24 protein-coding genes are annotated in these 26,397 nt (G+C 63.2%); 8 read left to right on the top strand and 16 right to left on the bottom strand.

Features of this window, described 5'->3' with window-relative positions:
• Positions 1–30 precede the first annotated feature (30 nt).
• The 5 genes from potD to potA form a co-directional block, all read right to left on the bottom strand.
• A complete protein-coding gene (gene potD / locus BRD58_RS09730; protein ID WP_034168328.1) occupies positions 31–1,089 on the bottom strand; it encodes a spermidine/putrescine ABC transporter substrate-binding protein PotD in 1,059 nt (352 codons plus the stop codon).
• A gap of 192 nt (positions 1,090–1,281) precedes the next feature.
• On the bottom strand, positions 1,282–2,616 hold the full coding sequence (cadB, locus tag BRD58_RS09725; protein ID WP_012848721.1) for a cadaverine/lysine antiporter: 1,335 nt from the start codon (positions 2,614–2,616) through the stop codon (positions 1,282–1,284).
• Between the two features lie 406 nt (positions 2,617–3,022).
• Positions 3,023–3,799: a spermidine/putrescine ABC transporter permease PotC gene (gene potC / locus BRD58_RS09720; protein WP_012848720.1), complete on the bottom strand. Its 777-nt coding sequence runs from the start codon at positions 3,797–3,799 to the stop codon at positions 3,023–3,025.
• Positions 3,800–3,960: 161 nt separating this feature from the next.
• Positions 3,961–4,827, bottom strand: coding sequence for a spermidine/putrescine ABC transporter permease PotB (potB, locus tag BRD58_RS09715; RefSeq protein WP_034168326.1), 867 nt, complete (start codon positions 4,825–4,827; stop codon positions 3,961–3,963).
• Entirely contained in the window at positions 4,811–5,944 is a 1,134-nt protein-coding gene (gene potA / locus BRD58_RS09710; RefSeq protein WP_015461567.1) for a spermidine/putrescine ABC transporter ATP-binding protein PotA, read from the bottom strand. Before potA ends, potB begins: the two co-directional genes overlap by 17 nt.
• A gap of 363 nt (positions 5,945–6,307) precedes the next feature.
• Between potA and pepT the strand changes: the two genes are divergently transcribed.
• Positions 6,308–7,546, top strand: a complete 1,239-nt coding sequence (gene pepT / locus BRD58_RS09705; protein ID WP_012848717.1) for a peptidase T — start codon at positions 6,308–6,310, stop codon at positions 7,544–7,546.
• An 87-nt stretch (positions 7,547–7,633) separates the two neighbouring features.
• On the opposite strand, the gene BRD58_RS09700 is transcribed toward pepT, so the two are convergent.
• From BRD58_RS09700 to BRD58_RS09690, 3 genes are all read right to left on the bottom strand, one after another.
• Positions 7,634–8,227, bottom strand: coding sequence for an NAD(P)H-dependent oxidoreductase (locus BRD58_RS09700; RefSeq protein WP_012848716.1), 594 nt, complete (start codon positions 8,225–8,227; stop codon positions 7,634–7,636).
• A gap of 181 nt (positions 8,228–8,408) precedes the next feature.
• Positions 8,409–10,352, bottom strand: a complete 1,944-nt coding sequence (locus BRD58_RS09695) for an exoribonuclease II (RefSeq protein WP_073382558.1) — start codon at positions 10,350–10,352, stop codon at positions 8,409–8,411.
• A 134-nt stretch (positions 10,353–10,486) separates the two neighbouring features.
• Positions 10,487–11,947 (bottom strand): AMP nucleosidase, encoded by a 1,461-nt coding sequence (locus BRD58_RS09690; protein ID WP_069578681.1) that lies wholly within the window; start codon positions 11,945–11,947, stop codon positions 10,487–10,489.
• A gap of 197 nt (positions 11,948–12,144) precedes the next feature.
• On the opposite strand from BRD58_RS09690, the gene fabV reads away from it, so the two are divergent.
• Positions 12,145–13,338 (top strand): enoyl-ACP reductase FabV, encoded by a 1,194-nt coding sequence (fabV, locus tag BRD58_RS09685; protein ID WP_015461564.1) that lies wholly within the window; start codon positions 12,145–12,147, stop codon positions 13,336–13,338.
• 78 nt (positions 13,339–13,416) lie between these two features.
• Here the strand turns inward: fabV and BRD58_RS09680 are convergent, their stop codons facing one another.
• From BRD58_RS09680 to pspF, 7 genes are all read right to left on the bottom strand, one after another.
• Complete coding sequence (locus BRD58_RS09680) at positions 13,417–14,388, bottom strand: mechanosensitive ion channel family protein (RefSeq protein ID WP_012848712.1); 972 nt, start codon at positions 14,386–14,388, stop codon at positions 13,417–13,419.
• A 94-nt stretch (positions 14,389–14,482) separates the two neighbouring features.
• Entirely contained in the window at positions 14,483–15,298 is an 816-nt protein-coding gene (gene sapF, locus BRD58_RS09675) for a putrescine export ABC transporter ATP-binding protein SapF (protein WP_109579648.1), read from the bottom strand.
• Positions 15,295–16,290, bottom strand: coding sequence for a putrescine export ABC transporter ATP-binding protein SapD (gene sapD, locus BRD58_RS09670; RefSeq protein WP_015461562.1), 996 nt, complete (start codon positions 16,288–16,290; stop codon positions 15,295–15,297). Before sapD ends, sapF begins: the two co-directional genes overlap by 4 nt.
• The gene (gene sapC / locus BRD58_RS09665) at positions 16,290–17,180 is read right to left on the bottom strand and encodes a putrescine export ABC transporter permease SapC (protein WP_012848709.1); all 891 of its coding nucleotides are present in this window, start codon (positions 17,178–17,180) and stop codon (positions 16,290–16,292) included. Before sapC ends, sapD begins: the two co-directional genes overlap by 1 nt.
• Entirely contained in the window at positions 17,167–18,132 is a 966-nt protein-coding gene (gene sapB, locus BRD58_RS09660) for a putrescine export ABC transporter permease SapB (protein WP_015461561.1), read from the bottom strand. The genes sapC and sapB overlap by 14 nt, the downstream gene beginning before the upstream one ends.
• Positions 18,129–19,808 carry an ABC transporter substrate-binding protein SapA gene (gene sapA, locus BRD58_RS09655; protein WP_034168323.1) on the bottom strand — a complete coding sequence of 560 codons (1,680 nt, stop codon included), beginning with the start codon at positions 19,806–19,808 and terminating at the stop codon, positions 18,129–18,131. Before sapA ends, sapB begins: the two co-directional genes overlap by 4 nt.
• Before the next feature lie 385 nt (positions 19,809–20,193).
• Positions 20,194–21,219 (bottom strand): phage shock protein operon transcriptional activator, encoded by a 1,026-nt coding sequence (pspF, locus tag BRD58_RS09650; RefSeq protein WP_073382554.1) that lies wholly within the window; start codon positions 21,217–21,219, stop codon positions 20,194–20,196.
• 216 nt (positions 21,220–21,435) lie between these two features.
• Between pspF and pspA the strand changes: the two genes are divergently transcribed.
• From pspA to BRD58_RS09620, 6 genes are read left to right on the top strand one after another with little or no spacing between them, the layout of a single operon-like run.
• A complete protein-coding gene (pspA, locus tag BRD58_RS09645; RefSeq protein WP_012848704.1) occupies positions 21,436–22,101 on the top strand; it encodes a phage shock protein PspA in 666 nt (221 codons plus the stop codon).
• Between the two features lie 45 nt (positions 22,102–22,146).
• Positions 22,147–22,374, top strand: a complete 228-nt coding sequence (pspB, locus tag BRD58_RS09640; RefSeq protein ID WP_012848702.1) for an envelope stress response membrane protein PspB — start codon at positions 22,147–22,149, stop codon at positions 22,372–22,374.
• The gene (gene pspC / locus BRD58_RS09635) at positions 22,374–22,727 is read left to right on the top strand and encodes an envelope stress response membrane protein PspC (RefSeq protein WP_073382549.1); all 354 of its coding nucleotides are present in this window, start codon (positions 22,374–22,376) and stop codon (positions 22,725–22,727) included. The genes pspB and pspC overlap by 1 nt, the downstream gene beginning before the upstream one ends.
• A 36-nt stretch (positions 22,728–22,763) precedes the next feature.
• Positions 22,764–23,027, top strand: coding sequence for a hypothetical protein (locus BRD58_RS09630; protein ID WP_012848701.1), 264 nt, complete (start codon positions 22,764–22,766; stop codon positions 23,025–23,027).
• Positions 23,024–24,424, top strand: a complete 1,401-nt coding sequence (locus BRD58_RS09625; protein ID WP_015461559.1) for a YcjX family GTP-binding protein — start codon at positions 23,024–23,026, stop codon at positions 24,422–24,424. Before BRD58_RS09630 ends, BRD58_RS09625 begins: the two co-directional genes overlap by 4 nt.
• Entirely contained in the window at positions 24,421–25,488 is a 1,068-nt protein-coding gene (locus BRD58_RS09620) for a TIGR01620 family protein (RefSeq protein ID WP_015461558.1), read from the top strand. The genes BRD58_RS09625 and BRD58_RS09620 overlap by 4 nt, the downstream gene beginning before the upstream one ends.
• Positions 25,489–25,525: 37 nt before the next feature.
• Here the strand turns inward: BRD58_RS09620 and sseA are convergent, their stop codons facing one another.
• Positions 25,526–26,365 (bottom strand): 3-mercaptopyruvate sulfurtransferase, encoded by an 840-nt coding sequence (gene sseA / locus BRD58_RS09615; protein WP_073382545.1) that lies wholly within the window; start codon positions 26,363–26,365, stop codon positions 25,526–25,528.
• Between the last annotated feature and the right edge of the window lie 32 nt (positions 26,366–26,397).

Below are 26,397 nucleotides of genomic sequence, written 5' to 3'. Positions count from 1 at the left end.
GGGGAGAGGCTCCCCCTGCGCTGAGGGCGGTTAGCGTCCGGCCTTCAGCTTCTGGAAATCGGTTTCGTAGATTTCGCTGGCGCTGCCGACGTCATTCTGCCACTCGCCCTTGGCGATGGTTTCCGCATCCGGGTAGAGCGACTTGTCGCTGACCACCTCTTTCGGCAGCAGCTTTTGGGCCGCCAGGTTCGGGGTCGGGTAGCCGATAGTTTCCGCGACCTGCGCGGCGACGTCCGGACGCAGCAGGAAGTTAATCAGCTTCATCGCGCCTTCGGGATTTTTGGCATTGGTCGGAATGGCCAGGCTGTCCATCCAGAAAATGGCGCCCTCTTTCGGCCAGACGATCTGCACCGGCGTGCCGGCCTGGCGCGCCACATAGGCGGAGCCGTTCCAGATCATGCCCAGATTGACTTCACCCTCCATAAACGGGTTGGCCGGGTTATCGGAGTTGAAGGCCAGCACGTTGGGCATCAGCTTCACCAGCGCCTGATAGGCCGCCTGGATCTGCTTGGGATCGGTGGTATTGCCCGAGTAACCCAGCTTGCGCAGGGCGACCTGGAACACTTCGCGCGCGTCGTCCGTCAGCAGTAGGCTGCCCTTATACTCCGGCTTCCACAGGTCGGCCCAGCTGGTCACGCTGGCCGGATCGATGGCATCGCTGTTGACCCCGATCGCCGTCGCGCCCCAGATGTAGGGGATGGAATAGTCATTCTTCGGGTCAAACGACTTGTGCAGCAGATTGGGATCCAGGTTGTGGAAGTTGCTCAGCTTGTCGTGATCGATCTTTTGCAGCATCCCTTCGTTACGCATTTTGGCGACGTAGTAGGTGGAGGGTACCACCAGGTCGTAGGCGCCTTCCCGGTACGTCTTCAGCTTGGCGTACATGGTTTCATTGGATTCATAAGTCGAATAGATGACTTTGATTCCGGTTTCCTTAGTGAACTGCTCCAGCAGCCCCGGCGGGACATATTCGGTCCAGTTGTAGAAGTAGACCGTATTATTGTCGGTTTTCGGCGCATCGGCAGCATGTGCGGCATGAGCTCCCATTGCCAGCAAACCTGCGGCTACCAGAGGTGACCACTTTTTCATTCAGCGTATCCCTATAGTGAAGGTCGAAACAGAAGATGGAACTGTCCGCCGCCGTAACGCCTTGGCGCACCACAACAAACAGGCGGGCTATTATAGGAGCGGCGGCGGCGGGGGTAAAGCCTTGGCCGCCGCCGGACGCCGACGGGCTAGCGTGCCGTCCGGCAAGGGGCGCGGACGGCAGCGTGAGCGCGCTTAGCGCGGCGCCTGCCGGTTGAGGCGGGCGTAGGCCTTCTCATGAAAGCCCTGGCGGCGGGCGTAGAACATCAGGATGCTCAGGCTGATGATAAAGGTCAGCGCCAGCTTGACCGACTCCGCGCCGCTTAACGCGATAAAGCAGAACAGGCAGCCCAGGGTGGCGGCCGTCAGGCTCAGTACGTGGTGCAGGGAGGGGCCCTCCAGGCGGATCAGCGCAATGCAGGAGTAGAAGTAGGGCAGCATGGTTAACAGCACCGCGATACCGATCAAATCGCCGAAGATGTCGGAGGTTTTGGCGCCGCTGGCGGCCAAGAAGGTCATCAGTGCCATCAGGGCGGTCATCTTCAGCGCCGACAGCACGATCCCTTTACGCGGCACGCCGTGGGCGTCAACCTCGCCGTAGATCCGCGGGAAGTTACCGTCGCGGGCGGCGCGTACCCCGGCCTGGCCCACCAGCATCATCCACGATCCCAGGGCGGCCAGACAGGCGAAGGCGGTGAAGGCCGAGACCACCGGTGCGGCCCAGGGGCCGAGGATCATCGAGGCGCTGGCGGCGAAGGGGGCGCCGGTGTTGGCCATGGTCTGCGCCGGGAACATCCCGCTCATCACCTGGGTCGCCAGAATGTAGATCAGGCCAGCCAGTGCGGTTCCCAGCATGGTGGCCAGCGGCACGGTGCGCTTGGCGTTCTTCACCAGCCCGGAGCTGACCGCGGCGCTCTCTACGCCGACAAAGGCCCACAGACAGATCAGAATGCTGTGCAGTACGGCGCTGCCGCTGCTGCTCTGGGTGGTGTTCCAGTTGGCGTGGTACAGCGCCGGATCAAACCAGTGCCAGCCGGCGATGGCGGTACCGACCACCGGGATCAGCACCAGGATCAGCCCCAGGGTCGTCAGGCGGCTCACCCAGGTTCCGCCCATCATATTAATGAAGGCCATGATCCAGATGATGACGATACTGGCAATGCCCGCGGGTATCGGGTCGTTGAGCATCGGGAAGAAGACCGACAGATAGGCGACCCCGGCCAGGCAGTCGGCCAGGTTACCGATCCAGTTCGCATGATAGTAGAGCACGGCGGTCTGGAAGCCAAAGGCTGGGCCCAGACGGCCTGCGTAGGCGATAGGGCCGCCTACCTGTGGATCGCGTGTAGTCAAACGAGCGAAGACAAAGGCCAGCGACATTGCACCGACCAAGGCAATTAACCAACCAAAAATAGAGATGGAACCAATTTTGGCGAGGTTTGCCGGCAGCAGGGCGATACCGCTGCCCATCATATTGCCGGCAACGATTCCCGTGCAGGCAAAAAGCCCGATTTTTTTTGTAGAAGACGCCATTTTAGCCCCGTTTTGTCTTATGTCAGACGTGGTGACCGTACTCCCTCACGGTGCGCGCCGCTTAATTAATCAAGTCCTGGTCGTAATTATATGACTATTTGCGAATCAGATCACAGTACAAGGTATGACCAATGACCTCTTGCATTTCAATCTGAAAAGTTGGTCCGGTAATTTCCCGCAGCGCTGCGTCATTTTGAGCGGGGCGGCAGATCGGGGGTACCCGGCGGGGGGGCGGGGGGAAATTTTCACGCCAAAATGCGGCACAGTACGCATAGCAGGGGGAAGATCGTCCGATCTGAGGCGCGGGTATCTGAATATTTTAATGCAGTAGCAAAAAAAGATAATCGGCGACGCCGGGAGAGCGTCCGCGGCGCGACAGGCGGCGCAGCGGCCGCCCGTCGCGGGATTAGCTGCGGGTGCGGTCGCGCAGGATCAGCTGGCTGGCGAGCACCAGCAGCAGCGACAGCGCCAGCAGGATGGTGGCCAGGGCGTTGACCTCCGGAGAGACCCCCACCTTGACCATCGAGTAGATTTTCAGCGGCAGGATCTCATAGCCCGGCCCGGTGACAAAGGAGGAGACCACGACATCGTCCATCGACAGCGTGAAGCTCAGCAGCCAGCCCGCGGCCACCGCCGGCATGGCCAGCGGCAGCAGGATTTTGCGCAGGATAACCAGCTCGCTGGCGCCGAGATCGCGGGCGGCCTCCAGCATGCGGACGTCAAAGCCCCGTAGACGGGAGTAGACGGTGACCACCACGAAGGGCAGGCAGAAGGTAATGTGCGAAAATAGCAGGGACCAGAAGCCCAGGGAGACCCCCAGCAGCATAAACAGCACCAGCAGGGAGATGGCCATGACGATATCCGGGGACATCATGACCACAAACAGCATGCCGCTGACGAAGGGCTTGCCGCGGAAGTGGTAGCGGAACAGCGCCACGGCGGTCAGGGAGCCTATCAGGGTGGCAAAGGTGGCGGAGAGCACGGCCATGGTGATCGAGTGGCCCGCCGCCTGCAGCAGGCTATCGTTGTTCATCAGCGTGCTGTACCAGCTCAGGGTAAAGCTTTTCCAGTTGATGCCGAAGCGCGAGCTGTTAAACGAGTTCGCGATCAAAATAATGATAGGGATATATAAGTAAGCGTAGATGAGGGACATGAAGCCCCCGCGCATCAGGCGTCCGAGCATGGCAGATCCTCCCGGGCGGCGCGGCATACGCACGCGTTATACTTATGCAGATTAGACAATTTTGTTATCTTCTCCAAACCATTCGACAAAATTTTGCCAAACAAAACAAATGGATATTAAATATTGACGCCTCGGCACGGCGCGGGCGCCGCGGCGGTCCGTCAGTCTGCCAAGTCGCTGGCCTTACGGTTGAGTAGCTTACCGACCCGGTAGTAGATCAGCAGCATGACCCCCATCACCAGCGTCAGGCAGATGCTGGTGGCGGCGCCAAACGGCCAGTCGCGAATATTGAGGAACTGGCTCTTGATGACGTTGCCGATCAGCAGGTTTTTGGCGCCGCCCAGCAGGTCGGCGATGTAGAACATGCCCAGCGACGGCAGCAGCACCAGCAGGCAGCCGGCGACGATCCCCGGCATGGTCAGCGGTACGATGATGCGCATGAAGGTCTGTAGCCGATTGGCGCCCAGGTCGCGCGCTGCCTCCAGCACCGAGCGATCCAGCTTTTCAATGCTGGAGTAGAGCGGCATCACCATAAAAGGCAGCAGAATGTAAATCAGCCCCAGCACCACCGCCGTGGAGGTGTACATCAGCCGCAGCGGCTGATCGATGATGCCGATCCAGAGCAGGAATTCGTTGAGGTAGCCGCGGGTGCTGAGGAACAGCTTCAGCCCGTAGATCCGGATCAGCGAGTTGGTCCAGAACGGGACGATCAGCAAAAACAGCAGCAGCGGGCGCACCCGGTGGGGCAGGCGCGCCAGAATAAAGGCAAAGGGATAGCCGATGGCCAGGCAGCACAGGGTGGCGATCAGCGCCATGTTGAGCGAGTGCAGCAGCACCTCGGCGTACAGCGGGTCGAACAGCCGGGCGTAGTTGCTCCCGGTGAACACCATCTGTACCAGGTTGGCGTCATCGCGGGTCAGAAAGCTGGTGCCGATGATCATCAGGTTCGGCAGGAAGACGAACAGCGACAGCCAGCCCACCACCAGCGCGATCACGACATTTTGAAACAGTTTACGCGATTTCTTCATCAGGCAGCACCACCTCCCAGCTTTCGACCCAGGTTACCGCTACCTTCTGATCGAGCGAATGGTCTACGTCGGGATCGTCCTCGTTAAAAAACTCGCTGACCATCACCATCTTGCCGTTTTCCAGCTCTACGCTGGACTCCAGGGTCATCCCTTTGTAGTTGCGCTCGCGCACATAGCCGATGATGCCGTCGACCTGCTCGCTGTCGCTGATCTCCTCCACGCGCAGATCTTCCGGCCGCAGCAGCACCTTGAGGCGGTCGCCCTGGCTGACCGGCAGCGCTGGGTTGACGTAGATATCGCACTCGCGCCCCTCGACGTTGGCGCGCACCCGCTGCTCATCGATACGCTGCAGCACCTCGGCATCGAATATGTTGATCTCGCCGATAAAGCTGGCCACAAACAGGTTCTTCGGTTCTTCGTAGATCTCGCGCGGCGAGCCATCCTGTTCGATACGTCCATCGCGCATCACGATGATGCGGTCGGACATGGTCAGCGCCTCTTCCTGATCGTGGGTGACGAAGATAAAGGTGATGCCCAGCTTGCGCTGCAGCGCCTTCAGCTCGTTCTGCATCTGCTTGCGCAGCTTGTAGTCCAGCGCCGACAGCGACTCGTCCAGCAGCAGTACCCGTGGCTTATTGACCACCGCGCGGGCGATGGCCACCCGCTGCTGCTGGCCGCCGGAGAGCTGATGCGGGCGGCGCTGGGCCAGCTCGTCCAGCTGTACCATGCGCAGGGCATCCATGACGCGCGGCGCGATGTCATGGTGCGGGGTTTTCTGCATGCGCAGGCCAAAGGCCACGTTTTCAAAGACGCTCATGTGCGGAAACAGGGCGTAGCTCTGGAAGACGGTGTTGACGTGGCGCTGTTCGGCCGGCTGGTGGGTTATCTCCTCGCCGTCCAGCGCGACCTGGCCGCTGTCGACCTCTTCCAGCCCGGCGATCAGACGCAGCACCGTGGTTTTACCGCAGCCGGAGGGGCCAAGAATGGTGACAAATTCACCGTGATTAATGCTCAGGTCGAGATCGGGAATGATCGCTTTGCCGTCAAAGGATTTGCGGATGTGGGTCAGGCATACGACCGGCAGCGCCTGGGCGTCTACAGAGGAAGTCTCAGTCATTTAGTGGTTACTCTATCCCGAGAGATGTTGCAGATAGAACCGCCGCTGAAAAAGACTGCGTGAGCACACCGGGATTTCCGGCGCTCGAAACCAGCGACGTCGATCAAATTTTTAGAGCGCGCATGATAGACCCTGCGGACAATAATTGAAAGCTGAGGCGCGCAGAATTCACGGATTTCCTGCGTAAATCCCGGCATTTGCTCCGATTCGTTTACAAATCATCCACCGCCTGCGCTGAATCGGGTTGGCGGTCAGATTTTTTCTGCCAGGAGAAAAGGCAAACCCCGGTAAAAATGACCTGACGCAATATTTCGCCGGAGGTGGCTCCGCATAATGGGGTAACAAGAAGGGAGAAAATACCAAATGAATAACTTACTTGATCGTTTTCTTAACTATGTTTCTTTTGACACACAGTCCAAGCCAGGGGTACGTCAGGTCCCGAGTACCGAGGGACAGTTCAAGCTGGCCCGTGCGCTGCAGAGTGAGCTGCTGGCGCTGGGGCTGGAGCAGGTCACGCTCAGCGAACACGGCTGCGTGATGGCGACGCTGCCGGCCAACGTGGCCTGGTCGGTACCGACCATCGGTTTTATCGCCCACATGGATACGGCGCCGGACGCCAGCGGTAAAAACGTGAATCCGCAGATCGTCGAAAACTACCGCGGCGGCGATATCGCCCTGGGAATCGGCGATGAAATTCTCTCCCCGGTGATGTTTCCGGTGCTGCACCAGCTGCTGGGGCAGACCCTGATCACCACCGACGGGAAAACCCTGCTGGGGGCCGACGATAAGTCGGGGATCGCCGAAATCATGACGGCGATGGTGCGTCTCAAGCAGGGGAACACCCCCCACGGCGAGATCCGGGTGGCCTTCACCCCGGATGAAGAGGTGGGCAAGGGCGCCCAGCATTTCGACGTTGCGGCCTTTGGCGCGGAGTGGGCCTATACCGTGGACGGCGGCGGCGTGGGTGAGCTGGAGTGTGAAAACTTTAACGCGGCCTCCGTCAACATCAAGATCATCGGCAATAACGTACACCCGGGCAGCGCCAAGGGGGTGATGGTGAACGCCCTGGGGCTGGCCAACCGTATTCACGCGCTGCTGCCGGCGGCGGAGGTCCCGGAGCAGACCGACGGCTATGAGGGGTTCTACCACCTGGTGTCGATGAAGGGCAGCGTGGAGAAGGCCGAGATGCACTACATCGTGCGCGACTTTAGCCGCGAGGGGTTTGAGGCGCGCAAGAAGCACATGATGGAGATCGCCAAGCAGGTGGGCCAGGGGCTGCACCCGGAGTGCTACATTGAGGTGACGCTGGACGACAGCTACTACAATATGCGCGACGAGGTGGCGAAGCACCCGCATATCGTTGCCCTGGCGCGTCAGGCGATGCGCGATCTGGCGATTGAGCCCATCGAGCGGCCGATCCGCGGCGGCACCGACGGGGCGCAGCTGTCATTCCGCGGCCTGCCGTGCCCGAACTTGTTCACCGGCGGCTATAACTTCCACGGCAAACATGAGTTTATTACGCTGGAAGGGATGGAGAAGGCGGTATCGGTGATCATGCGTATCGCCGAGCTGACCGCCGAGCGCGCGCGCGTCGCCGAATAATCTAGAGCGGCGTACGGCGGCCGGGGCCGGTCGCCGTCTCTGGGGTGTCACGCGACGGGCGGGGCACCCCGTTTTTTTGCGTCGACCTCAGCGGACGCCGTCGGCGAACAGGCGCGTCAAGTGCTCACGATAGCGCGCCACGTTGTGCTCGACGTCTGGACGCTTGATGACGTCGGTGCACAGGAAGGTCGGCAGGGGCGCCATACCGAGGAACTGGTTAGCCTTGTGAAAGTGCAGGTAGACGCCGTCGATCCCCTGGCCGTGGAAGAACTGGGCCGGATCGTCAAAGGCCTCCTGCGGCGCGTTCCAGGTCAGGGAGAGCATATACTTTTTGCCCTGCAGCAGTCCGCCGGAGCCATATTTTTTGCTGGCGTCGGCGCGGGTACGCCCATCGTTGGTGTACAGACGGCCATGGCCGGCGGTAAAGACCTCATCAAGGTATTTTTTGACGATCCAGGGCTCCCCCATCCACCATCCCGGCATCTGATAGATGATGCAGTCCGCCCACAGGATATTCTCCACCTCCTGCGCTACCTGGTATCCCTGGTCGATCGTCGTCGTGCGCAGCTGGTGCCCCAGCTCGCCTAAGCGCTCCCGGGCGGTATCGTGCAGCGTGGTGTTCAGCTGGCCGTTAGAGTGGCCGAAGGGTTTCATGCCGTTAAGCAACAGAATATGACTCATGACTGGCTCCAGTGCGCCCGATGGGCGATGTTAGGGATTCGTAAATCAATGCGTATAAAACTATCACTGTGATTACTATATTGGAACGCGTCGCGGCGGGAGAGGGCACAAAAAGGGCCGTTGGGCGTCAGGGGATCGGGTAAAAAAATGGCCCGCACGGGGCGGGCCAGAGCATTCGGCGTCAGGCGCTGAAGGGGCTAGCGATCAGGCTGCGGGTATCGAGGCGCACCTCGCTCAGGGTCACCGGAACGGTATCGCCCTGGCGGTAGACGACGCTGCCTTTCACCTGAAGGGTGCCGTTCTCCTGGCTGCATACCATCTCGTCGCGCACGGCATGGATGAAGGAGGCCGGAATAAAGGCCACCGCGCCGTTCTCCAGCAGGCGGACGCGCATGCCGCCGCGCGAGATATCGATGATCTCGGCGTTGAACGGGGTCGGGGCGTTGACCTTGTCCTTCAGGAAGCGGGCGTACAGCCAGTCGCCGACGTCGCGCTCCGCCATCCGGTTCTGACGGCGGCGCTCGGCCAGCTGCAGCGTCATCGTCGGGTCCGGCCGCGTCGCCGGTGCTCCGGCGATCAGCGCCTTCAGCAGACGGTGGTTGACCATATCGCCATACTTACGGATCGGCGAGGTCCAGGTGGCGTAGGCCTCCAGCCCCAGGCCAAAGTGCGGCCCCGGCTCGGTGCTGATTTCGGCAAAGGTCTGGAAGCGGCGGATACGGCTATCTAAGAAGGTGCTCGGCAGCGAGTCGAGATGGCGGCGCAGGGTGCAGAAGCCGTCCAGCGTCAGCAGCGCCTCGGCGTTGGCGGCGACGTCGTTGGCGTTCAGTAGTGAGACGGCCTGCTCCACCAGCGCCGGATCAAAGCCGGTATGGACGTTGTAGATCCCAAACCCGAGGCGTTCGCGCAGCACCAGCGCCGCGCAGACGTTGGCGGTGATCATGCACTCTTCTACGATGCGGTTGGCCACCCGGCGCGGCTCCGCGACGATATCGGTAACGTCGCCGTGATCGTCGAGAACAAAGCGGTAGTCCGGGCGATCGCGGAACACCAGGGCATGCTGCTGACGCCACTGGGTGCGGGCGTTGGCCACGCGGTGCAGCAGTCGGATCTGGGCGGCGATATCGTCGCTCGGCGGCTGCCAGTCGCCGCGGCCCTCCAGCCAGTCGGAGACCCGATCGTAGACCAGCTTGGCCTTGGACTCGATCCAGCCGCTGAAGAAGCGGATGTCGTCGCGCAGGCTGCCGTCGGCGTCGAGGGTGACCTCGCAGGCCAGCACCGGACGGCGCTGCCCTTCGCGCAGCGAGCACAGGTCGTCAGAGAGATCGCGCGGCAGCATCGGGATGTTAAAGCCCGGGAGATAGGTGGTGAAGGCGCGATGGCGCGCCTCGGCGTCCAGCGGACTGTCGGCGCTGACGTAGGCCGTCGGATCGGCGATAGCGATGGTCAGGCACAGGCTGCCGTCGGCGTTCTCGCGCACGTGCAGCGCATCATCCATATCTTCGGTGCTGGCGCTGTCGATGGTGACAAACGGCAGCGCGCACAGATCTTCACGCGCCAGCCCCTCTTCCAGCAGGGTTCCCGCCTGCCACTGCGGCGCGCTGCGTGCCAGATCGTGGCGGGTCAGGGTGACCCACCAGGGGGCAAAGTGGTCGCCGCCGTCGGTAATGAAGGCGGTGATCTCGGCAAAGAAGCTGCGGTCGCCCTTCAGCGGATGGCGGCGCATTTCGGCCAGCACCCAGTCTCCCTGCCGGAAGGCGCGATCCAGCCCGCGCGCCGGACGACAGCCGATGGCGTCTTTCAACAGCGGGTGATCCGGGATGATGGACAGACGTTCGTCGTTCTCTTTTTTCTGGATACGCCCGACAAAACGGGTCAGGAAAGGCTCCAGCAGCTCTTCCGGCTCGGCGATTTCGCGCTCTTTATCAACCTGAACGGCGGCACGGACGCGGTCGCCGTGCATCACTTTCTTCATCTGCGGCGGCGGAATGAAATAGCTCTTCTGCGCGTCGACCTCTAAAAAGCCAAAGCCTTTGTCGGTTCCCTTGACCACGCCTTCCACGCGGGGAGTCTGCGAGTGAAGTTGCTGTTTTAGCTGGGCAAGCAGCGGGTTGTCCTGAAACATAGTGTGAAATAGTGATTCCGGCTGGTGAGCGATCGTGATGACCAAAAAAAGTGGCTGCCATTGTTACGCAAAGTGGCCCGCCGGGGCAAGCGCGGTAGGCCAGAGAGGCGAATTCAGCTGCGTGGACGCCCACGCTAGCGGAACGGCGGCTCATTGAAGGTGCGCAGCTTGCGGGAGTGCATGCGGTCGCCCTCGGCGCGCAGCAGATCCAGCGCATAGATGCCGATTTGCAGGTGCTCGGAGATGGCGCCCTGATAGAAGCGGTTGGCCTGGGCGGGCAGCTTGATCTCCCCGTGCAGCGGTTTGTCCGAGACGCACAGCAGAGTGCCATAGGGCACGCGAAAGCGGTAGCCCTGGGCGGCGATAGTGGCGCTCTCCATGTCGACCGCCACCGCCCGGCTGAGGTTAAAGCGGCGGGCCGAGGCGCTGTAGCGCAGCTCCCAGTTGCGGTCGTCGGTGGTCACCACCGTGCCGGTGCGCAGCCGCTGCTTGACCTGCTCGCCGGGCATGCCGCTGATCTGCTTGGTGGCGTCGTACAGCGCCCGCTGCACCTCGGCGATGCTGGGGATCGGGATGTCCGGCGGCAGCACGGCGTCCAGCACATGGTCGTCGCGCAGGTAGGCGTGGGCCAGCACATAGTCGCCGATGGTCTGGCTTTGGCGCAGGCCGCCGCAGTGGCCGATCATCAGCCAGGCGTGGGGGCGCAGCACCGCCAGATGGTCGCAGATGGTTTTGGCGTTGGACGGCCCGACGCCGATATTGACCAGGGTGATGCCGGTGCCATCGTCGCCGATCAGGTGGTAGGCGGGCATCTGGTGGTTTTTCCACGCCAGATCGCTGACCAGCTGATCGTCGTCCGCGTTGGCGGCATCGATGTAAATGCCGCCGGCGCCGGAGAGCGCCCGATAGCCGCTGTTGGGGTTGCCTATCTGGCGGCGGGCCCAGCGCACGAATTCGTCGACGTAGCGGGTGTAGTTGGTGAACAGAATATAGGGCTGCACGTGTTCGGGCGGGGTGCCGGTATAGTGGCGCAGGCGGGCCAGAGAGAAGTCGGTGCGCAGGGCGTCAAAGTGGGAGAGCGGGGCATCCTGCCGTCCCAGCAGCGCGCCGTCGGCGGTTTCATCGCCGATGCTGGCGAGATCCGGCGTCGGAAAGTGGCGGGCCAGCGCGGCGCTCAGCATACGGTCAAGCCCTAGCTCGGCGCCGTCGATAACATAGGGATAGGGGATCTCCTGAGCCGAGGGGCGAACCTCGATGCGGGCGCCATATTCGCGCACCAGCAGGGTCAACTGCTCCAGCAGATAGCCGCGGAACAGCTCTGGCCGGGTGACGGTGGTGACATAGTGGCCGGGATGGTTGAAGCGGCCGTAGGCGCGGGTGCGCTCGCCGGGTTTACCTTCGCCGTCCCAGGAGACGTGCAGCGCCGGATAGACAAAGCTCCCGGCGGCGCGCGACGCGGGGTCGGGCACCTCGCCGCGCTCGACAAAGGCGCCGATGGCGTCACGCAGGGCGCGCACGGCGCCGTCATAGTAAGCGCTCAGGCGGTTGATCGCCTGCTCCGGCGTGAGAGGGGTCGCACTGTTAGCTGGACTCATGGCTTCTCCCTTATGGATAAAAGTGACGCTGCTGACGCGCACAGCGATCGGTACTGCAAGCCTAGTCGAGAGCGGCGCCGGGGAAAAGGGGGCCGCGCGGGACTTTTTCGCCGCGGACAACACATCAGAGCACCCAATTGGGGTACAATGCGCTATCTTATGCCCTGATTTCATCCATAAAACGGATAAGAGACACTATGATTATCAAACCCAAGGTTCGCGGTTTTATCTGCACCACTACCCATCCGGTTGGCTGTGAAGCCAACGTCCGTCGTCAGATCGCCTACACCCAGGCTAAAGGACCGATTGAGAACGGCCCTAAAAAGGTGCTGGTGATCGGTGCGTCGACCGGCTATGGCCTGGCGTCGCGGATCGCCGCAGCCTTTGGCGCCGGCGCCGCCACGATCGGCGTGTTCTTTGAGAAGCCGGGTACGGAAACCAAGACCGGGAGCGCCGGCTGGTATAACGCCGCCGCGTTCGACAAGGCGGCCAAAGCGTCGGGCCTCTACGCTAAGAGCGTCAACGGCGATGCGTTCTCCAACGAATGCCGCCAGAAGGTGATCGAGCTGATTAAGCAGGACCTGGGGCAGGTGGATCTGGTGGTCTACTCGCTGGCCTCACCGGTGCGCAAGCTGCCGGATACCGGCGAGGTGGTTCGCTCGGCGCTGAAGCCTATCGGTGAGGTGTATACCACCACCGCCATCGATACCAACAAGGATCAGATCATCTCCGCCAGCGTCGAGCCGGCGACGGAAGAGGAGATCCAGAACACCATCACCGTCATGGGTGGGCAGGACTGGGAGCTGTGGATGTCCGCGCTGCGTGACGCCGGGGTCCTGGCCGACGGCGCCAAGTCCGTGGCGTACTCCTACATCGGTACCGACCTGACCTGGCCTATCTACTGGCACGGTACGCTGGGCCGCGCGAAGGAAGATCTGGACCGCGCCGCGGCGGGCATTCGCGGCGATCTCGCCGCCCACGGCGGTACGGCCCACGTCGCCGTGCTGAAGTCGGTGGTGACGCAGGCCTCCAGCGCGATTCCGGTGATGCCGCTGTACATCTCGATGTCCTTCAAGATCATGAAGGAGAAGGGCATCCACGAAGGCTGCATGGAGCAGGTTGATCGTATGATGCGCACGCGTCTGTACGGTAGCGACATGGCGCTGGACGATCACGCCCGCATCCGCATGGATGACTGGGAGCTGCGCGACGACGTACAGCAGGCCTGCCGCGATCTGTGGCCGTCCATCACCAGTGAGAACCTCAGCCAGCTGACCGACTACAGCGGCTACAAGCAGGAGTTTCTGCGCCTGTTCGGCTTCGGTCTGGACGGGGTAGACTATGACGCCGATGTGAATCCGGACGTGCAGTTCGACGTGGTTACGCTGTAACTTACCGCGAACGTCGTCGTCACATGCTAAAAAAGGCCGCAAATGCGGCCTTTTTTTGATCGCCCCGCGCGGCGTCGATCAGCAGGTGACCTCTAGCCCCTGCGCGCTGGCGGCGTCGACGGTGTAGACGATCAGGCTCTGCTTCAGCGCCAGATAGACATCGTAGTCGCGGGTATTGGCGAACAGGCTAATCAGGATCTGGATACCATCCTTGGTAATATTGTGCATATGAATAAAGGTATCCAGCTGCCCGTTGACCCGCGGGTCCTGCGCCACCTTCTCGCCGATCAGCCCCAGCAGGGCGCTGACCTGCTGCGCATCAAAGCTTTTGACGATCGCCGCCAGCTCGACCTTGCGGTAGTCGCTGCGCCCGGGGTTTTCGATCATGATCGATGAAAAGACCGCGTTGGGGATATACAGCGGCTTCTGGTCGAAGGTGACGATTTTGGTGGTGCGCAGGCTGATTTCGGTCACCACGCCCTCGGTATTCTTCTCCGGCAGCCGGATCCAGTCACCGACGTTGAAGGGGCGATCGAAGTAAAGCATCACGCCGGACAGCAGGTTGCCGAGGATATTGCGGCTGGCGATACCGATAGCGACGCCACCGACGCCGCCAAAGGTCAGCAGTCCGGACATATTCAGCCCCAGCTGCTCGCCGAACAGGGTCGCCAGCAGGAACAGGGTGACGATGTTAATGGCGCGGATCACCACCAGGGTCTTCGAGCGGTTGATCCCGTTTTTAACCTGCCGGTCGGCGATGATATTGATAGCCGATGAGATGGCCTTAAACAGGACAAAGATGATCAGGATAGTCTGGCAGAAGGAGATATATTTAATCCACGGCCACAGCCCGACCATGAGCAGGTATTTTTTGATCCCTTCGCACAGCAGCAGCACCAGCAGCAGCCACAGCAGGGTCTGCGCCACCTGAAGCAGGGCGGTGCCGCGGTTTCCCCGGCATTTGCGCAGGCCATATACCATCGCGCTGAGCAGCAGCAGGACGGCGGCCAGTATCAGATGCGCATGCAGTTTTTCGACAATCAGCGTCACAGCAGTTTACCTCAAACACATTCATGAACGCCCCGGGTCGCGGGCGTCCGTCTCCATCGCTAAGGGGGGGCCGGGCGGCGGCGCCCGGCGCGCGTTAAAAGCCGCCGCCGTCGCGGCGCCAGGCGTCGGCGGTCAGAGCCTCACCAAAGTGGCTGGTGATCAGACGCTTGGTTAGATCGTGCAGCGGAGCGGCGAGCACCTCGGCGGTGCTACCGCGCTCGACGACCTCGCCCGCCTGCATCACCAGAACCTGATCGCTGATGTGTTTCATCATGCCGAGGTGCTGAGTGACGTAGATATAGGCGATGCCGTGCGTTTGCTGCAGCTCCAGCATCAGGTTGATGATCTGCGAGCGCATGGACATGTCCAGAGCGGCCAGCGCCTCATCGGCGACGATGACCTTGGGCTGCAGGATCAGCGCGCGCGCCAGGGCGATGCGCTGCAGCTGGCCGGCGGCCAGCATATGCGGATAGTAGTAGGCGTGATCGCTGCGCAGCCCGACCTGACGCAGCGTCTGATTGATCCGCGCCTCGCGCGCCGGGGCGTCCAGATCGGTATTCAGCCGCAGCGGCACGTCCAGGATTTGGCCGATGCGCTGACGCGGGTTGAGCGAGGTGGCGGGATCCTGAAAAATCATGCGGATACACTGACTGCGGTAGCGGTAGTCGCCGTAGCGCAGCGGATGATCGTCGATGACGATCTCGCCGCCGCTCGGTTCGACCATGCCGGCGATCATCTTGGCCAGGGTCGATTTCCCCGAGCCGTTCTCACCGATGATCGCCAGCGTCTGTCCCTCTCGCAGGGTAAAGCTGAGGGGTTTGACCGCATCGACCCGCTGGCGGCGAAACCAGCCGGTGCGGTAGCGAAAGGTTTTTTCCAGGCCGTGGACCTCCAGCAGCGTTTTCATCACTGGGCCTCCTCCGTGTTCAGCGGGAAATGGCAGGCAAAACTGTGGTTTTTCACGCTGCGCAGGGTAGGGGTCTGAATACACTTTTTCTGGGCGTAGGGGCAGCGTGGCCCCAGGCGGCAGCCGATCGGCAGATGCTCCAGCGACGGTATGGCGCCGGGCAGGGTGTTCAGGCGGCTCTTGGGCGGCAGCGCCCGGCCAAAGTCGGGCATCGCGCGGATCAACGCCTGGGTATAGGGGTGGTGCGGCGCGCTGAGGATCTCTTCACAGCTGGCGCTCTCCACCGTCTGCCCGCAGTACATGACGTTAATGCGGTCGGCCCACTTACTCATCATCTGCAGATCGTGGCTGATCAGCAGAATGGTGGTGTTGTTGTTCTGGTTCATGCGCGCCAGCAGGCGGAAGATCTGCGCCTGGGTGGTCGGCTCCATGGCGTTGGTCGGCTCATCGGCGATCAGCAGACGCGGCTGGTTGGCCAGCGCGATGGCGATCATCACCTTCTGGCATTCGCCCTCGGTCAGCTCGTAGGGCAGGCTGCGCATGGCATCGCGGTGATCTTTGATGCCGACGCGGTGCAGCAGCTCAATGGCGCGGCGGCGACGCCAGCGAAAGCGCTGCCACCAGCGGCCTTTATAGGTCCAGCCGGGGATCGCCTGGATCAGCTGGCGGCCAATGCGTTCGGAGGGGTCGAGACAGGACTGCGGCTCCTGGAAGATCATCGAGACGTTATGGCCGACCAGGCGGCGTCGCTGACGCGGCGACAGGCGCAGCAGGTCGATGTCGTCAAAGCGCATACGGTCGGCGGTCACCCGCCAGTTGTCCTTGGTCACCCCACAGATGGCTTTGGCGATCAGGCTCTTACCTGAGCCAGACTCACCGACCAGGCCGCGGATTTCACCTTCGCTGAGGGTCAGGCTGACGCGGTCGACGGCCTTGACCGGGCCCTCCGGGGTCATGAACTCAATGGTCAGGTTGCGGATATCGAGTAGCGGCATTATTTTACCCCGGCGTTGACGGCGCGACGCAGCCCGTCGCCCAGCAGGTTGACCAACAGCACGCTGATCATAATGGCGCCGCCCGGCAGCATGACGCTCCAGGGGGCCACGTACAGCAGCTCCAGCGAGTCGCCTAGCATGGCGCCCCACTCCGGCGACGGCAGCTGGGCGCCGAGATCGAGAAAGCCGAGTGCGGCAATATCGATGATCGCCATGGAGAGTGCGCGGGTGAATTCAGACACCAGTACTCCGGCGATATTGGGCATCACGGCGTCCCACAGAATAAACCAGGTCGAGGCGCCGTCCAGGCGCGCGGCGACCACGTACTCCTTCTCCAGCTCCTCATGCACCGCGCTGTAGACCGCGCGTACGATGCGCGGCAGCAGCGCCAGCCACACCGCCAGCATGGCGTGCTCCAGACGCGGGCCGATAAAGGCCACCACGATGATCGCCAGCAGCAGCGAGGGAATCGCCAGCAGGGTATCGAGAATATGGTTCAGGATCGCCGAGCGTAGCCCGTGCGTGATGCCGGCCAGCACCCCGATCAGCACGCCGCACAGGCTGGCGGCGATGGTGACGGTCAGCGCGGCGCCAAAGGTCGGCGCCGCGCCGCACAGCAGGCGGCTGAGCAGATCGCGCCCGAGATCGTCGGTGCCGAGGAAGAAGGAGACGTTGCCATAGCGCGACCAGGAGGGGGGCAGCAGCTGGTAGCCGAGAAACTGCTGATCCAGCCCATAGGGCGCCAGCAGGCTGCCAAACAGGCACAGCAGCAGCAGCGCGGCGACGCCGTACAGGCCGATCATGGCCAGCGAGTCGGCGTGAAAGTGATACCAGGTCTGCCGCAGCGGGCTGGGGACCTTTTTCTCGCGGTAGACGTTATCGAAGTGCATACCACTCCTTATGTTTCAGCGGACTGGTGACGGCGCCGATGATATCGCACAGAACGTTGACCACCAGAACCAGCGTGCCGACCACCATGACACCGGCAGAGATGGCGGCGAAGTCCTGCTGGCGGATGGCGTTGATCAGCCAGCGTCCCAGCCCCGGCCAGCTGAACACCACCTCGGTGATCATCGCCAGGGTCAGCATGGTGGAGAACTGGAGGCCCAGCTGGGGAATGATCGGCGGCAGGGCGTTGTGCAGTACGTGGCGGCGGATGATGGTCAGCCGCGACAGGCCGCGGGTCGCCGCCGCCTTGATATAGTTCTGGCCGACCACGCCGTCGGTGCTGAGGCGCATCAGGCGGATGACTTCGGTCATCGGCACCAGCGCCAGCACGCTGACCGGCAGCACCAGGTGGCGCAGCACGCTGAGCAGCATCTGTCGGCGGTAGGGGGAGTCGGAGAGCCAGGCATCCACCAGGGCAAAGCCGCTGATATTGGGCACCGGGTAGAGCAGGTCATAGCGCCCGGAGACCGGCAGCCAGCCCAGGTGCAGGGCGAAAAACAGCATCAGCAGCAGCGCCAGCCAGAATACCGGCATGGAGTAGCCGAGCAGGGCCAGGGTGCTGATGGCGCCGTCCGGCCAGCGCCCGCGCATCATCCCGGCGGCAATGCCCATGGGGATCCCGCAAAACAGCGCCAGCAGAAAGCCCAGGATACACAGCTCCAGGGTCGCGGGGACCACCTCACGCAGCTGTCCGACGATGGTCTGACCGTTGATGCTGGAGACGCCGAAGTCGCCCTGCAGCAGGCTGTGCAGGTAAAAGCGATAGGCGTCGGTGAGCGACGCCCCGGAGAGCGGGGCATGGGGCGTGAAGTAGAGCAGGCTGAAGCTGACGAGGGTCAGGAAGAACAGCGTGACCAGCAGCAGCAGCAGACGCCGCAGGGTAAAAATAATCATGGTTTCTCCTTGTCCGGCGGCGCAGGCGCGGGCGCCGGGGGCGGCATTTCGCGATAGACCCCGGCGAACGAGGCGTTGCCGAACGGGCTGAGCACCAGTCCTTTGATGTCATGGCGATAGGCCTGCAGGCGCAGCGAGGAGGCCAGCGGCAGGATCGGCAGCTGCTGCTCCAGGATTTTTTGCGCCGCCTGATAGTCGTCAATCCGCTGGGAGAGCTGCTGGGACTGCAGCGCCTGGTGCAGGAGGGTATCGAACGCCGGATCGCACCAGTGGGCCAGGTTGGTCTGGGACTGAATGGCGGCGCAGCTGAGCAGCGGACGGAAGAAGCTGTCCGGATCGTTGCTGTCGGTCGCCCAGCCGGACAGGGTCATATCATGGCTCATATCGTTCAGCCGGGCCTCCTGAAAGCGCCCCTCTACCGGCACAATGGTGACCTTGATCCCGACCTGGGCCATATCGGCCTGGATCAGCTCGGCGGTTTTCAGCGGACTGGGGTTATAGGCCTGGGAGGCGGTCGGCACCCACAGCTGCAGGCGCAGGTTGCTGATCCCGGCGGCCTTGAGCATGGCGCGCGCTTTCTCCGGGTTGTAGTCGGTAACGCGCGCATCGTTGTCGTAGGCCCAGGAGGCGCGCGGCAGCAGGGAAGCCGCCGTCTCCGCCGTGCCATAGTAAATCGACTGCATCAGACGCTGGTTATTGATCGAATAGGCGATGGCGCGGCGGACGTCGACGTTGTCCAGCGGCGGCTTGCGGGTGTTAAACGCCAGATAGGCGACGTTCATCCCCGGGCGCAGGGTGAGGCGCAGGCGCGGATCGTCGCGCAGGATGCCCAGCTGGCTGGCCGCGGGGTAGGCCAGCACATCGCACTCGCCGGTCAGCAGCTTGGAGATCCGTCCGGTGCCGCCGGCGCCCAGGTCGATGACCACCTGCGCCATGCGCGGCGTTCCTTTCCAGTACTGGGGGTTACGCGCCAGGCGGATAAACTGCCCGGCGCGATACTCATCCAGCATAAAGGGGCCGGTGCCGACCGGCAGCCGGTCTATCTGCGCCTGGTGGCCGCGCTTGGCCAGCGCATCGGCGTACTGGGCCGAGAGCACCGGCGCATAGTGGGTCGCCAGGTGCCAGAGGAAAGAGGCGTCAGGCTGCTTCAGGCGGATCTCGACGCTGTAATCGTCCAGCCGGCGGATGCTCTGCACCGCATTGCTGAACTGCAGACTATCGAAGTAGGGGTAGTGACCGCCGTTGACGTCGTGATAGGGGTGCTTGGGGTCGAACATGCGCTCGAAGCTGAACAGCACATCGTCGGCGTTCATGTTGCGGGTCGGGGTAAACCAGGCGGTTTTCTGGAACGGCACATCGCGGCGCAGATGCAGAATATAGGTCGCGCCGCCGTCGAGCACCTCCCAGCTTTGCGCCAGCTCGGGGATCAGCCGATAGGTATAGGGGTCGACATCCAGCAGCCGGTCGTAGAGCTGGGCCGCCAGGGTATCCACCGTCACGCCGCTGCTGGCCATCTGTGGGTTGAACGTATTGACGATCCCGTTGACGCAATAGATAAACCCGCTCTGGCGGATATCCGGCACAGCGGGGGCGGGCTGCGGCGCCGGTTTCTCGGCCGCCGTGGCCGCTGCCGACAGGAGCAGCAGCGGAATAAACAGTGTTTTCAGAGCGCGCATAGAGGCTTCAACAGGTTGTTGGCTGTGCTGCTGAGCGGCGCCGGCAGCGCCGCCCGGCACGCTGCCGGCGTCGGATCCATGACACGACGGAACAGCGGCAGTTCATTGAACGATAGCCTAGTGTAACGTACATTGCCGGTCGGCCCAATCGCTGGCGCCGCCGACGCGGTTTATTTGCTCTGTGATTAAACAATTCGTCCCGTACGACGTCGGTTGGCCGCGGGTTTTATCGGCGGAGACAAAAAAGCTTTGCAAACGATATTGATAAACATTATCATTCAAATCGCACCTCAATGGTCTGTCTGATAGGCGCCTGCGGGGAGCACGACATTGCTCACATTGCTTACAGTTTCATTTTAATGCCAGCGCGGGTGCTGGCTTTTTTTTATTCCGCCGTCGGCCCCATTCGCGCGGCGTCATCGACCGTCTGCGGCGATATTGCCGCGATCCCCTGCTTTTTCATAATGCCGCGCAGCTGATGGTAGGTAATGCCGAGCAGGTCGGCGGCGCGACGCTGGTTATAGTGCGCCTGCCGCAGCGCGTGGCGCAGCAGGCGGCACTCCTGCTCGCTCTGCCAGGCGCGCAGATCCAGCGGCAGCGTCGGCCACTCGACGGGGCTCGCCTCGCTTGCGGCGGCGTCGGGGATGGGGAAGGGATTAAGCACGATGTTCTCCAGCGCGCCCTCGTCGTCGCCGTGGCGAAATACGGAGCGCTCCACCACGTTTTTCAGCTCGCGGATGTTGCCGGGCCAGCGGTAGTCGAGCAGCGTACGCTGTGCGCGGGCGCTGAAGCCACCGAACAGCGCTCGCCCCAGCTCCCGACACATCTGCATAGCGAAGTGCTCCGCCAGCGGCAGGATGTCCGCCCGGCGCTGGCACAGCGGCGGCAGGGCGATGACCTCAAACGCCAGACGATCCAGCAGATCGGCGCGAAACTGGCCCGCGGCGGCCAGCGCCGGCAGATCGGCGTTGGTCGCACAGACCAGACGTACGTCCACCTGCAGCGACTGGCTGCCGCCGACGCGCTCCAGATGGCCATACTCGATAACCCGCAGCAGCTTCTCCTGGATCAGCATCGGCGCGGTGGCCAGCTCGTCGAGAAACAGGGTGCCGCCGTCGGCGCGCTCAAAGCGCCCCAGATGACGGCGCTGAGCGCCGGTGAAGGCGCCGGCCTCATGGCCGAACAGCTCGGAGTCCAGCAGGCTCTCGCTGAGCGCGGCGCAGTTAAGGGAGATAAACGGCCCCTGCCAGCGCGGCGAAAGGTAGTGCAGGCGCTGAGCGATCAGCTCCTTACCGGTGCCGCGTTCGCCGAGGATCAGCAGCGGCTTGTTCAATTGAGCCAGGCGTGAGGTCTGCTCTAGCACTTCCAGAAACGCGTTGTCTTCGCCCAGCAGGGTATCGCGATCGGCCATCTCTCACCTTAATGTGGTTATTTTCACTATCTTTTAGTAAAACTCATCACTCCTGTTTCTGCAATCCTCCCGCGGGAATATAATTAACGTTTTGAATTATAATGATTATTAGCCATAACGTAGACTTGGCATGGCTCTTGTATATATCAACGTACACCGTGGCGCCCGCTGGTACAGCAAGGCGGCCGCAATACTGACTGAGCCGAGGATAACATCATGGGTATTTTTTCTCGTTTTGCCGATATCGTGAATGCCAATATCAATACGCTGCTGGACAAGGCCGAAGATCCGCAGAAGCTGGTGCGCCTGATGATCCAGGAGATGGAGGATACGCTGGTCGAGGTGCGCTCCACCTCCGCCCGGGCGCTGGCGGAGAAGAAACAGCTGCTGCGCCGCATCGAGCAGGCATCGTTACAGTGTCACGAGTGGCAGGAGAAGGCGGAGCTGGCCCTGCGTAAAGAGAAAGAGGATCTGGCGCGGGCGGCGCTGATCGAAAAACAGCGCGTCGCCGACCTGCTGCTGACGCTGCGGCACGAGGTGGAGAGCGTTGATGAGACCCTTGAGCGAATGAAGCGTGAAATCAGCGAGCTGGAGAGTAAACTGAGCGAAACCCGCGCCCGCCAGCAGGCGCTGGCGCTGCGTCAGCAGGCCGCCGCCTCCTCGCGCGATGTTCGCCGTCAGCTGGACAGCGGCAAGCTGGATGAGGCGATGGCGCGCTTCGAGCAGTTTGAGCGTCGCATCGATCAGATGGAGGCCGAGGCCGAGAGCGTGGGGCTGGGCAAAAAGAAGAGCCTGGATCAGGCGTTTTCTGAATTAAAGGCTGATGACGAAATCAGTCGTCAGCTGAATGAAATGAAGGCCCGTCTGCAGCGCGGCGAATAAGCGCGTCGCGGTTCGGCGCACTGACCATCTATCCAAGGAGCGTATATGGGCTATCTGTTTCTCGCCATTCCATTGACCCTGTTCGTGCTGTTTGTCCTGCCTATCTGGCTGTGGCTGCACTACGGCAACCGCCAGCGCAGCGACAGCGTACTGCAGGCGCAGGAGCAGCAGCGCCTGACTCAGCTGAGCGAGGAAGCGCAGCGGATGCGCCAGCGTATCGGCGCCTTGGAGGCGATTCTGGATGCGGAGCATCCCAGCTGGAGGGACGCCTGATGAGCCCGTCGTTGCCTTCGCGTCGTCTGTACCGCCTGCCTCAGCGCGGGGTGATCAAGGGCGTCTGCGCCGGGATCGCCGACTACTTTGATGTCCCGGTTGCCCTGGTGCGGGCGATGGCGGTACTGTCGATCTTCTGCGGCCTGTTTGTCATCACGCTGGCGGCGTACCTGATCCTGGCCTTTACGCTGCCGGTGGCGCAGGGCGAACGGCCGCCCGAGGCGCCGAGCGCGCGGGCGCAGCTGGCGCGCACCGCCGGGGAGCTGGCGGCGTGCGAACAGCGGCTGCGCCGCTTGGAGCGCTACGTGACCTCGCCGGCGTTTAGCCTGAACCGGTGTTTCCGTCAGCTATAGCGGTATCACCGCTGCCGTATACTCGAGGAGAGGCGTATGACCCCCTTTCGTCAGGCGCGCTGCGCCGGGCCGCTGTGTGCCGCGCTGCTGCGTCACGCTGTGCCGTTGCTGCTGTGCGCCGCACCGGCGGGCATCGCCGCCGGCGTCACTCGCTATGTCGCCTGGCGTCCGCTGCGCGTGATTCTGCGCTGGACGCTGGCGCCCGCGCTGCGACGCGGCGTACGCTATGCGACGGCGCGCCATTTTCAGCAGGGTGTCCGGCGTGACGCGTCGGCCGGACAACGGCAAGGAGAGATATGAAGAAGAGGCTACAGCACGATATCAACGCGTTGGTTAACCGCGGTCTGGATCGCCATCTGTGTCTGGCGGTCACCGGCCTGAGCCGCAGCGGCAAGACGGCGTTCATTACATCGCTGGTCAATCAGCTGCTGCATCTCCACAGCGGCGCGCGCCTGCCGCTGTTTTCCGCGGTGCGCGAGGAGCGGATCCTGGGGGTAAAGCGGGTGCCGCAGCGTGAGCTGGGGGTGGCCCGCTTCACCTATGACGAAGGCATGGCCCAGCTTTACGGGGAGCCGCCCGACTGGCCCACGCCGACCCGCGGCGTCAGCGAAATCCGTTTGGCGCTGCGCTACCGCAGTAGGGAGTCGCTGCTGCGCCACTTTAAAGAGACCTCGACGCTGTATCTGGAGATCGTGGATTACCCCGGCGAATGGCTGCTGGATCTGCCGATGCTCGATCAGCGCTATCTGGCGTGGTCGCGCCAGATGAATGGTCTGCTGCAGGGCGAGCGGCGGACGCTGGCCGAGCCGTTTCTGCGCCTGTGCGCGGCCTGCGATCCGCTGGCGGCGGCGGACGAGCGCCAGCTGGCGGCCATTGCGCAGGCCTACACCGACTATCTGCTGCAGTGCAAACAGCGCGGCCTGCACTTTATTCAGCCGGGCCGCTTTGTGCTGCCGGGGGATATGGCCGGCGCGCCGGCGCTGCAGTTTTTCCCCTGGCCGGGGCTGGATGAGGCGGGTGAAGCCCGCTTGGCCAGCGCCGATCGGCACAGCAATATCGGCATGCTGCGTCAGCGCTACGACTATTACTGCCGCGAAGTGGTGAAGGGGTTTTACCGTCGACACTTCGCGCGCTTCGACCGTCAGATTGTCCTGGTGGACTGCCTGCAGCCCCTCAACAGCGGGCCGCAGACGTTTAATGATATGCGGTTGGCCCTCAGCCAACTGATGCAGAGCTTTAACTACGGTAAGCGCACGCTGTACCGTCGCCTGTTCTCCCCCTGTATCGATCGGCTGATGTTTGCCGCCAGCAAGGCCGACCATGTGACCGCCGATCAGCATGCCAATCTGGTCTCGCTGCTGCAGCAGCTGGTGCAGGATGCCTGGCAAAACGCCGCCTTTGAGGGGATCAGCATGGACTGCGCCGGCATCGCGGCGATCCAGGCGACCCAGAGCGGGGTGGTGGATCACCAGGGGCAGGCGATCCCGGCCCTGCGCGGAGAGCGGCTGAGCGACGGCGCGGCGCTGACGGTGTATCCGGGCGAGGTGCCGGCGCGCCTGCCGCAGGCTGCATTCTGGCAGCAGCAGGGGTTTCATTTTGAACAGTTCCGGCCGCAGCGCATGGCGGTGGACACGCCGCTGCCGCATATCCGTATGGACAGCGTGATGGAATTTTTGCTGGGAGATAAATTACGGTGAACGATCCGATTAAACCGCGCATCGATTTCGATGCGTCGCTGAGCGCGGAGCCGACGCCGCCGCTGCAGCCGAGCATGGCATTCGACGCGCATCAGGCCGAGGCGTTTACGCCGTCGGTACCGTCAGAGGTCGAGGCGGAGCAGGAGGAGGGGCGGCTGGAAGGGATGGTCAGCGTGGCCCTGCGTCCGCGCCGCAGCCTGTGGCGGCGTATCGCGCTGGGCGGGGTGGCACTGTTTGGCCTCAGCGTGCTGGCGCAGGGGGCGGCCTGGCTGCATCAGGCTTGGATCAGCCAGGACTGGATCGCGCTGGGCGGCTGCGTGGCCGGAGGCATGATCGTCCTGGCCGGCGTCGGCGCCCTGGCCACCGAATGGCGTCATCTCTACCGGCTGCGCCAGCGCGCCGAAGAGCGTGAGCTGGCCGCCGATCTGCTGCACAGCCACGCCGTCGGCGGCGGGCGGGCATTCTGCGAACGCCTGCTGCGCCAGGCCGGGCTGGATGGCAGCCACCCGGCGGTGCAGCGCTGGCAGGCGGCGCTGCACGAGACCCACAGCGATCGCGAGGTGGTCTCCCTGTACGCCACGCTGGTACAGCCGGTGCTCGACAGCCAGGCGCGGCGAGAGATCAGCCGCTACGCCGCCGAGTCGACCCTGATGATCGCCGTCAGCCCGCTGGCGCTGGTGGATATGGCCTTTATCGCTTGGCGCAATCTGCGCCTGATCAATCGTATCGCCGCGCTGTACGGCATTGAGCTGGGCTACTACAGCCGCCTGCGTCTGTTCCGCCTGGTACTGCTGAACATCGCCTTTGCCGGCGCCTCGGAGCTGGTGCGCGAGGTGGGTATGGACTGGGTCTCCCAGGATCTGGCGGCCCGCCTGTCGGCGCGGGCGGCGCAGGGGATCGGCGCCGGGCTGTTGACCGCGCGGCTGGGGATCAAGGCGATGGAGCTGTGCCGCCCGCTGCCGTGGATCGGCGACGATCGCCCGCGTCTGGGGGATTTTCGCCGTGAGCTGATAGCCCAGCTGCGGCGGACGCTGCCTGCGGCAAAGGCTGAGCGCCGAACCTAGCGCCGCCGCGGGGCTGCGCTTCGGCGGAGCCCCCGGTTTACCGCGCAATGGGCAGCGAATCCTCTGCCCCCCATTCGCTCCAGGCGCCGTCGTACAGCGCCGTCTCCTCAACGCCCAGCGCCGCCAGCGCCAGCAGCAGCACCGCGGCGGTGACGCCGGAGCCACAGCTGGCGATAATCGGGCGCTGCAGATCAATACCGGCCTGCGTGAACAGCGCCTGCAACTCCTCCTGCGTCTTGAGGACGCCATCCCGCACGACGCTGTCCCACGGCAGGTTATAGCTGCCGGGAATATGGCCGCTGCGCAGGCCGGGGCGTGGCTCCGGCGCCTCTCCACGGAAGCGGGCGGCCGCCCGGGCATCAACGATTTGGGTATGGTTATCCTCCAGCGCCGTCAGCACCTGCGCGGCGCTGCGCAGGCGGCGCGTATCCAGCTGAGCCGGGAAGTGCCCCGGCGAGGCGATCGTCGGAGCCCCCTGATGCAGAGGAAGTCCCAGGCGTTGCCAGGCAGCGAGCCCCCCGGCGAGCAGCGAGACGCGCGGCGCGCCAAAGGTCCGCAGCATCCACCAGGCGCGCGGAGCGCTGAACAGCGTACCGTCATCGTAGATCACCAGATGGCGCCGGCTGTCGACGCCCAGCGCCCGCATGGCGGTGCCGAAATCGGCGGCGGACGGCATCATGTGGGGCAGCGGGCTAGCGTGGTCGGACAGCGCATCGATATCAAAGCGCAGGGCGCCGGGGAGGCGCACCGACTCGGCACGGACGGCGGGATCGGCGCGCGACCCCGGGGGGGCCAGGCGGGCGTCAAGCAGTTGGATATCCTGATCCGCCAGGTGGGCGGCCAGCCACTGCGGGGTGACAAACAGAGAGGATGACATGGTAGCTCCGGGTGCGAGGCAAAGGGGATTCC

Origin of the sequence: Edwardsiella piscicida (genome assembly GCF_001896205.1) — a bacterium.
Taxonomy (GTDB): domain Bacteria; phylum Pseudomonadota; class Gammaproteobacteria; order Enterobacterales; family Enterobacteriaceae; genus Edwardsiella; species Edwardsiella piscicida.
Note: the sequence above shows the minus strand (reverse complement) of the source record. Positions and strands in the feature narration are given on the sequence as shown.

Excerpts from the sequence above, each read along its gene's own strand:
- potD (WP_034168328.1), bottom strand. The coding sequence starts at position 1,089 with ATGAAAAAGTGGTCACCTCTGGTAGCCGCAGGTTTGCTGGCAATGGGA.
- cadB (WP_012848721.1), bottom strand. The coding sequence starts at position 2,616 with ATGGCGTCTTCTACAAAAAAAATCGGGCTTTTTGCCTGCACGGGAATC.
- potC (WP_012848720.1), bottom strand. The coding sequence starts at position 3,799 with ATGCTCGGACGCCTGATGCGCGGGGGCTTCATGTCCCTCATCTACGCT.
- potB (WP_034168326.1), bottom strand. The coding sequence starts at position 4,827 with ATGAAGAAATCGCGTAAACTGTTTCAAAATGTCGTGATCGCGCTGGTG.
- potA (WP_015461567.1), bottom strand. The coding sequence starts at position 5,944 with ATGACTGAGACTTCCTCTGTAGACGCCCAGGCGCTGCCGGTCGTATGC.
- pepT (WP_012848717.1), top strand. The coding sequence starts at position 6,308 with ATGAATAACTTACTTGATCGTTTTCTTAACTATGTTTCTTTTGACACA.
- BRD58_RS09700 (WP_012848716.1), bottom strand. The coding sequence starts at position 8,227 with ATGAGTCATATTCTGTTGCTTAACGGCATGAAACCCTTCGGCCACTCT.
- BRD58_RS09695 (WP_073382558.1), bottom strand. The coding sequence starts at position 10,352 with ATGTTTCAGGACAACCCGCTGCTTGCCCAGCTAAAACAGCAACTTCAC.
- BRD58_RS09690 (WP_069578681.1), bottom strand. The coding sequence starts at position 11,947 with ATGAGTCCAGCTAACAGTGCGACCCCTCTCACGCCGGAGCAGGCGATC.
- fabV (WP_015461564.1), top strand. The coding sequence starts at position 12,145 with ATGATTATCAAACCCAAGGTTCGCGGTTTTATCTGCACCACTACCCAT.
- sapD (WP_015461562.1), bottom strand. The coding sequence starts at position 16,290 with ATGCCGCTACTCGATATCCGCAACCTGACCATTGAGTTCATGACCCCG.
- sapC (WP_012848709.1), bottom strand. The coding sequence starts at position 17,180 with ATGCACTTCGATAACGTCTACCGCGAGAAAAAGGTCCCCAGCCCGCTG.
- sapB (WP_015461561.1), bottom strand. The coding sequence starts at position 18,132 with ATGATTATTTTTACCCTGCGGCGTCTGCTGCTGCTGCTGGTCACGCTG.
- sapA (WP_034168323.1), bottom strand. The coding sequence starts at position 19,808 with ATGCGCGCTCTGAAAACACTGTTTATTCCGCTGCTGCTCCTGTCGGCA.
- pspF (WP_073382554.1), bottom strand. The coding sequence starts at position 21,219 with ATGGCCGATCGCGATACCCTGCTGGGCGAAGACAACGCGTTTCTGGAA.
- pspA (WP_012848704.1), top strand. The coding sequence starts at position 21,436 with ATGGGTATTTTTTCTCGTTTTGCCGATATCGTGAATGCCAATATCAAT.
- pspB (WP_012848702.1), top strand. The coding sequence starts at position 22,147 with ATGGGCTATCTGTTTCTCGCCATTCCATTGACCCTGTTCGTGCTGTTT.
- pspC (WP_073382549.1), top strand. The coding sequence starts at position 22,374 with ATGAGCCCGTCGTTGCCTTCGCGTCGTCTGTACCGCCTGCCTCAGCGC.
- BRD58_RS09630 (WP_012848701.1), top strand. The coding sequence starts at position 22,764 with ATGACCCCCTTTCGTCAGGCGCGCTGCGCCGGGCCGCTGTGTGCCGCG.
- BRD58_RS09625 (WP_015461559.1), top strand. The coding sequence starts at position 23,024 with ATGAAGAAGAGGCTACAGCACGATATCAACGCGTTGGTTAACCGCGGT.
- sseA (WP_073382545.1), bottom strand. The coding sequence starts at position 26,365 with ATGTCATCCTCTCTGTTTGTCACCCCGCAGTGGCTGGCCGCCCACCTG.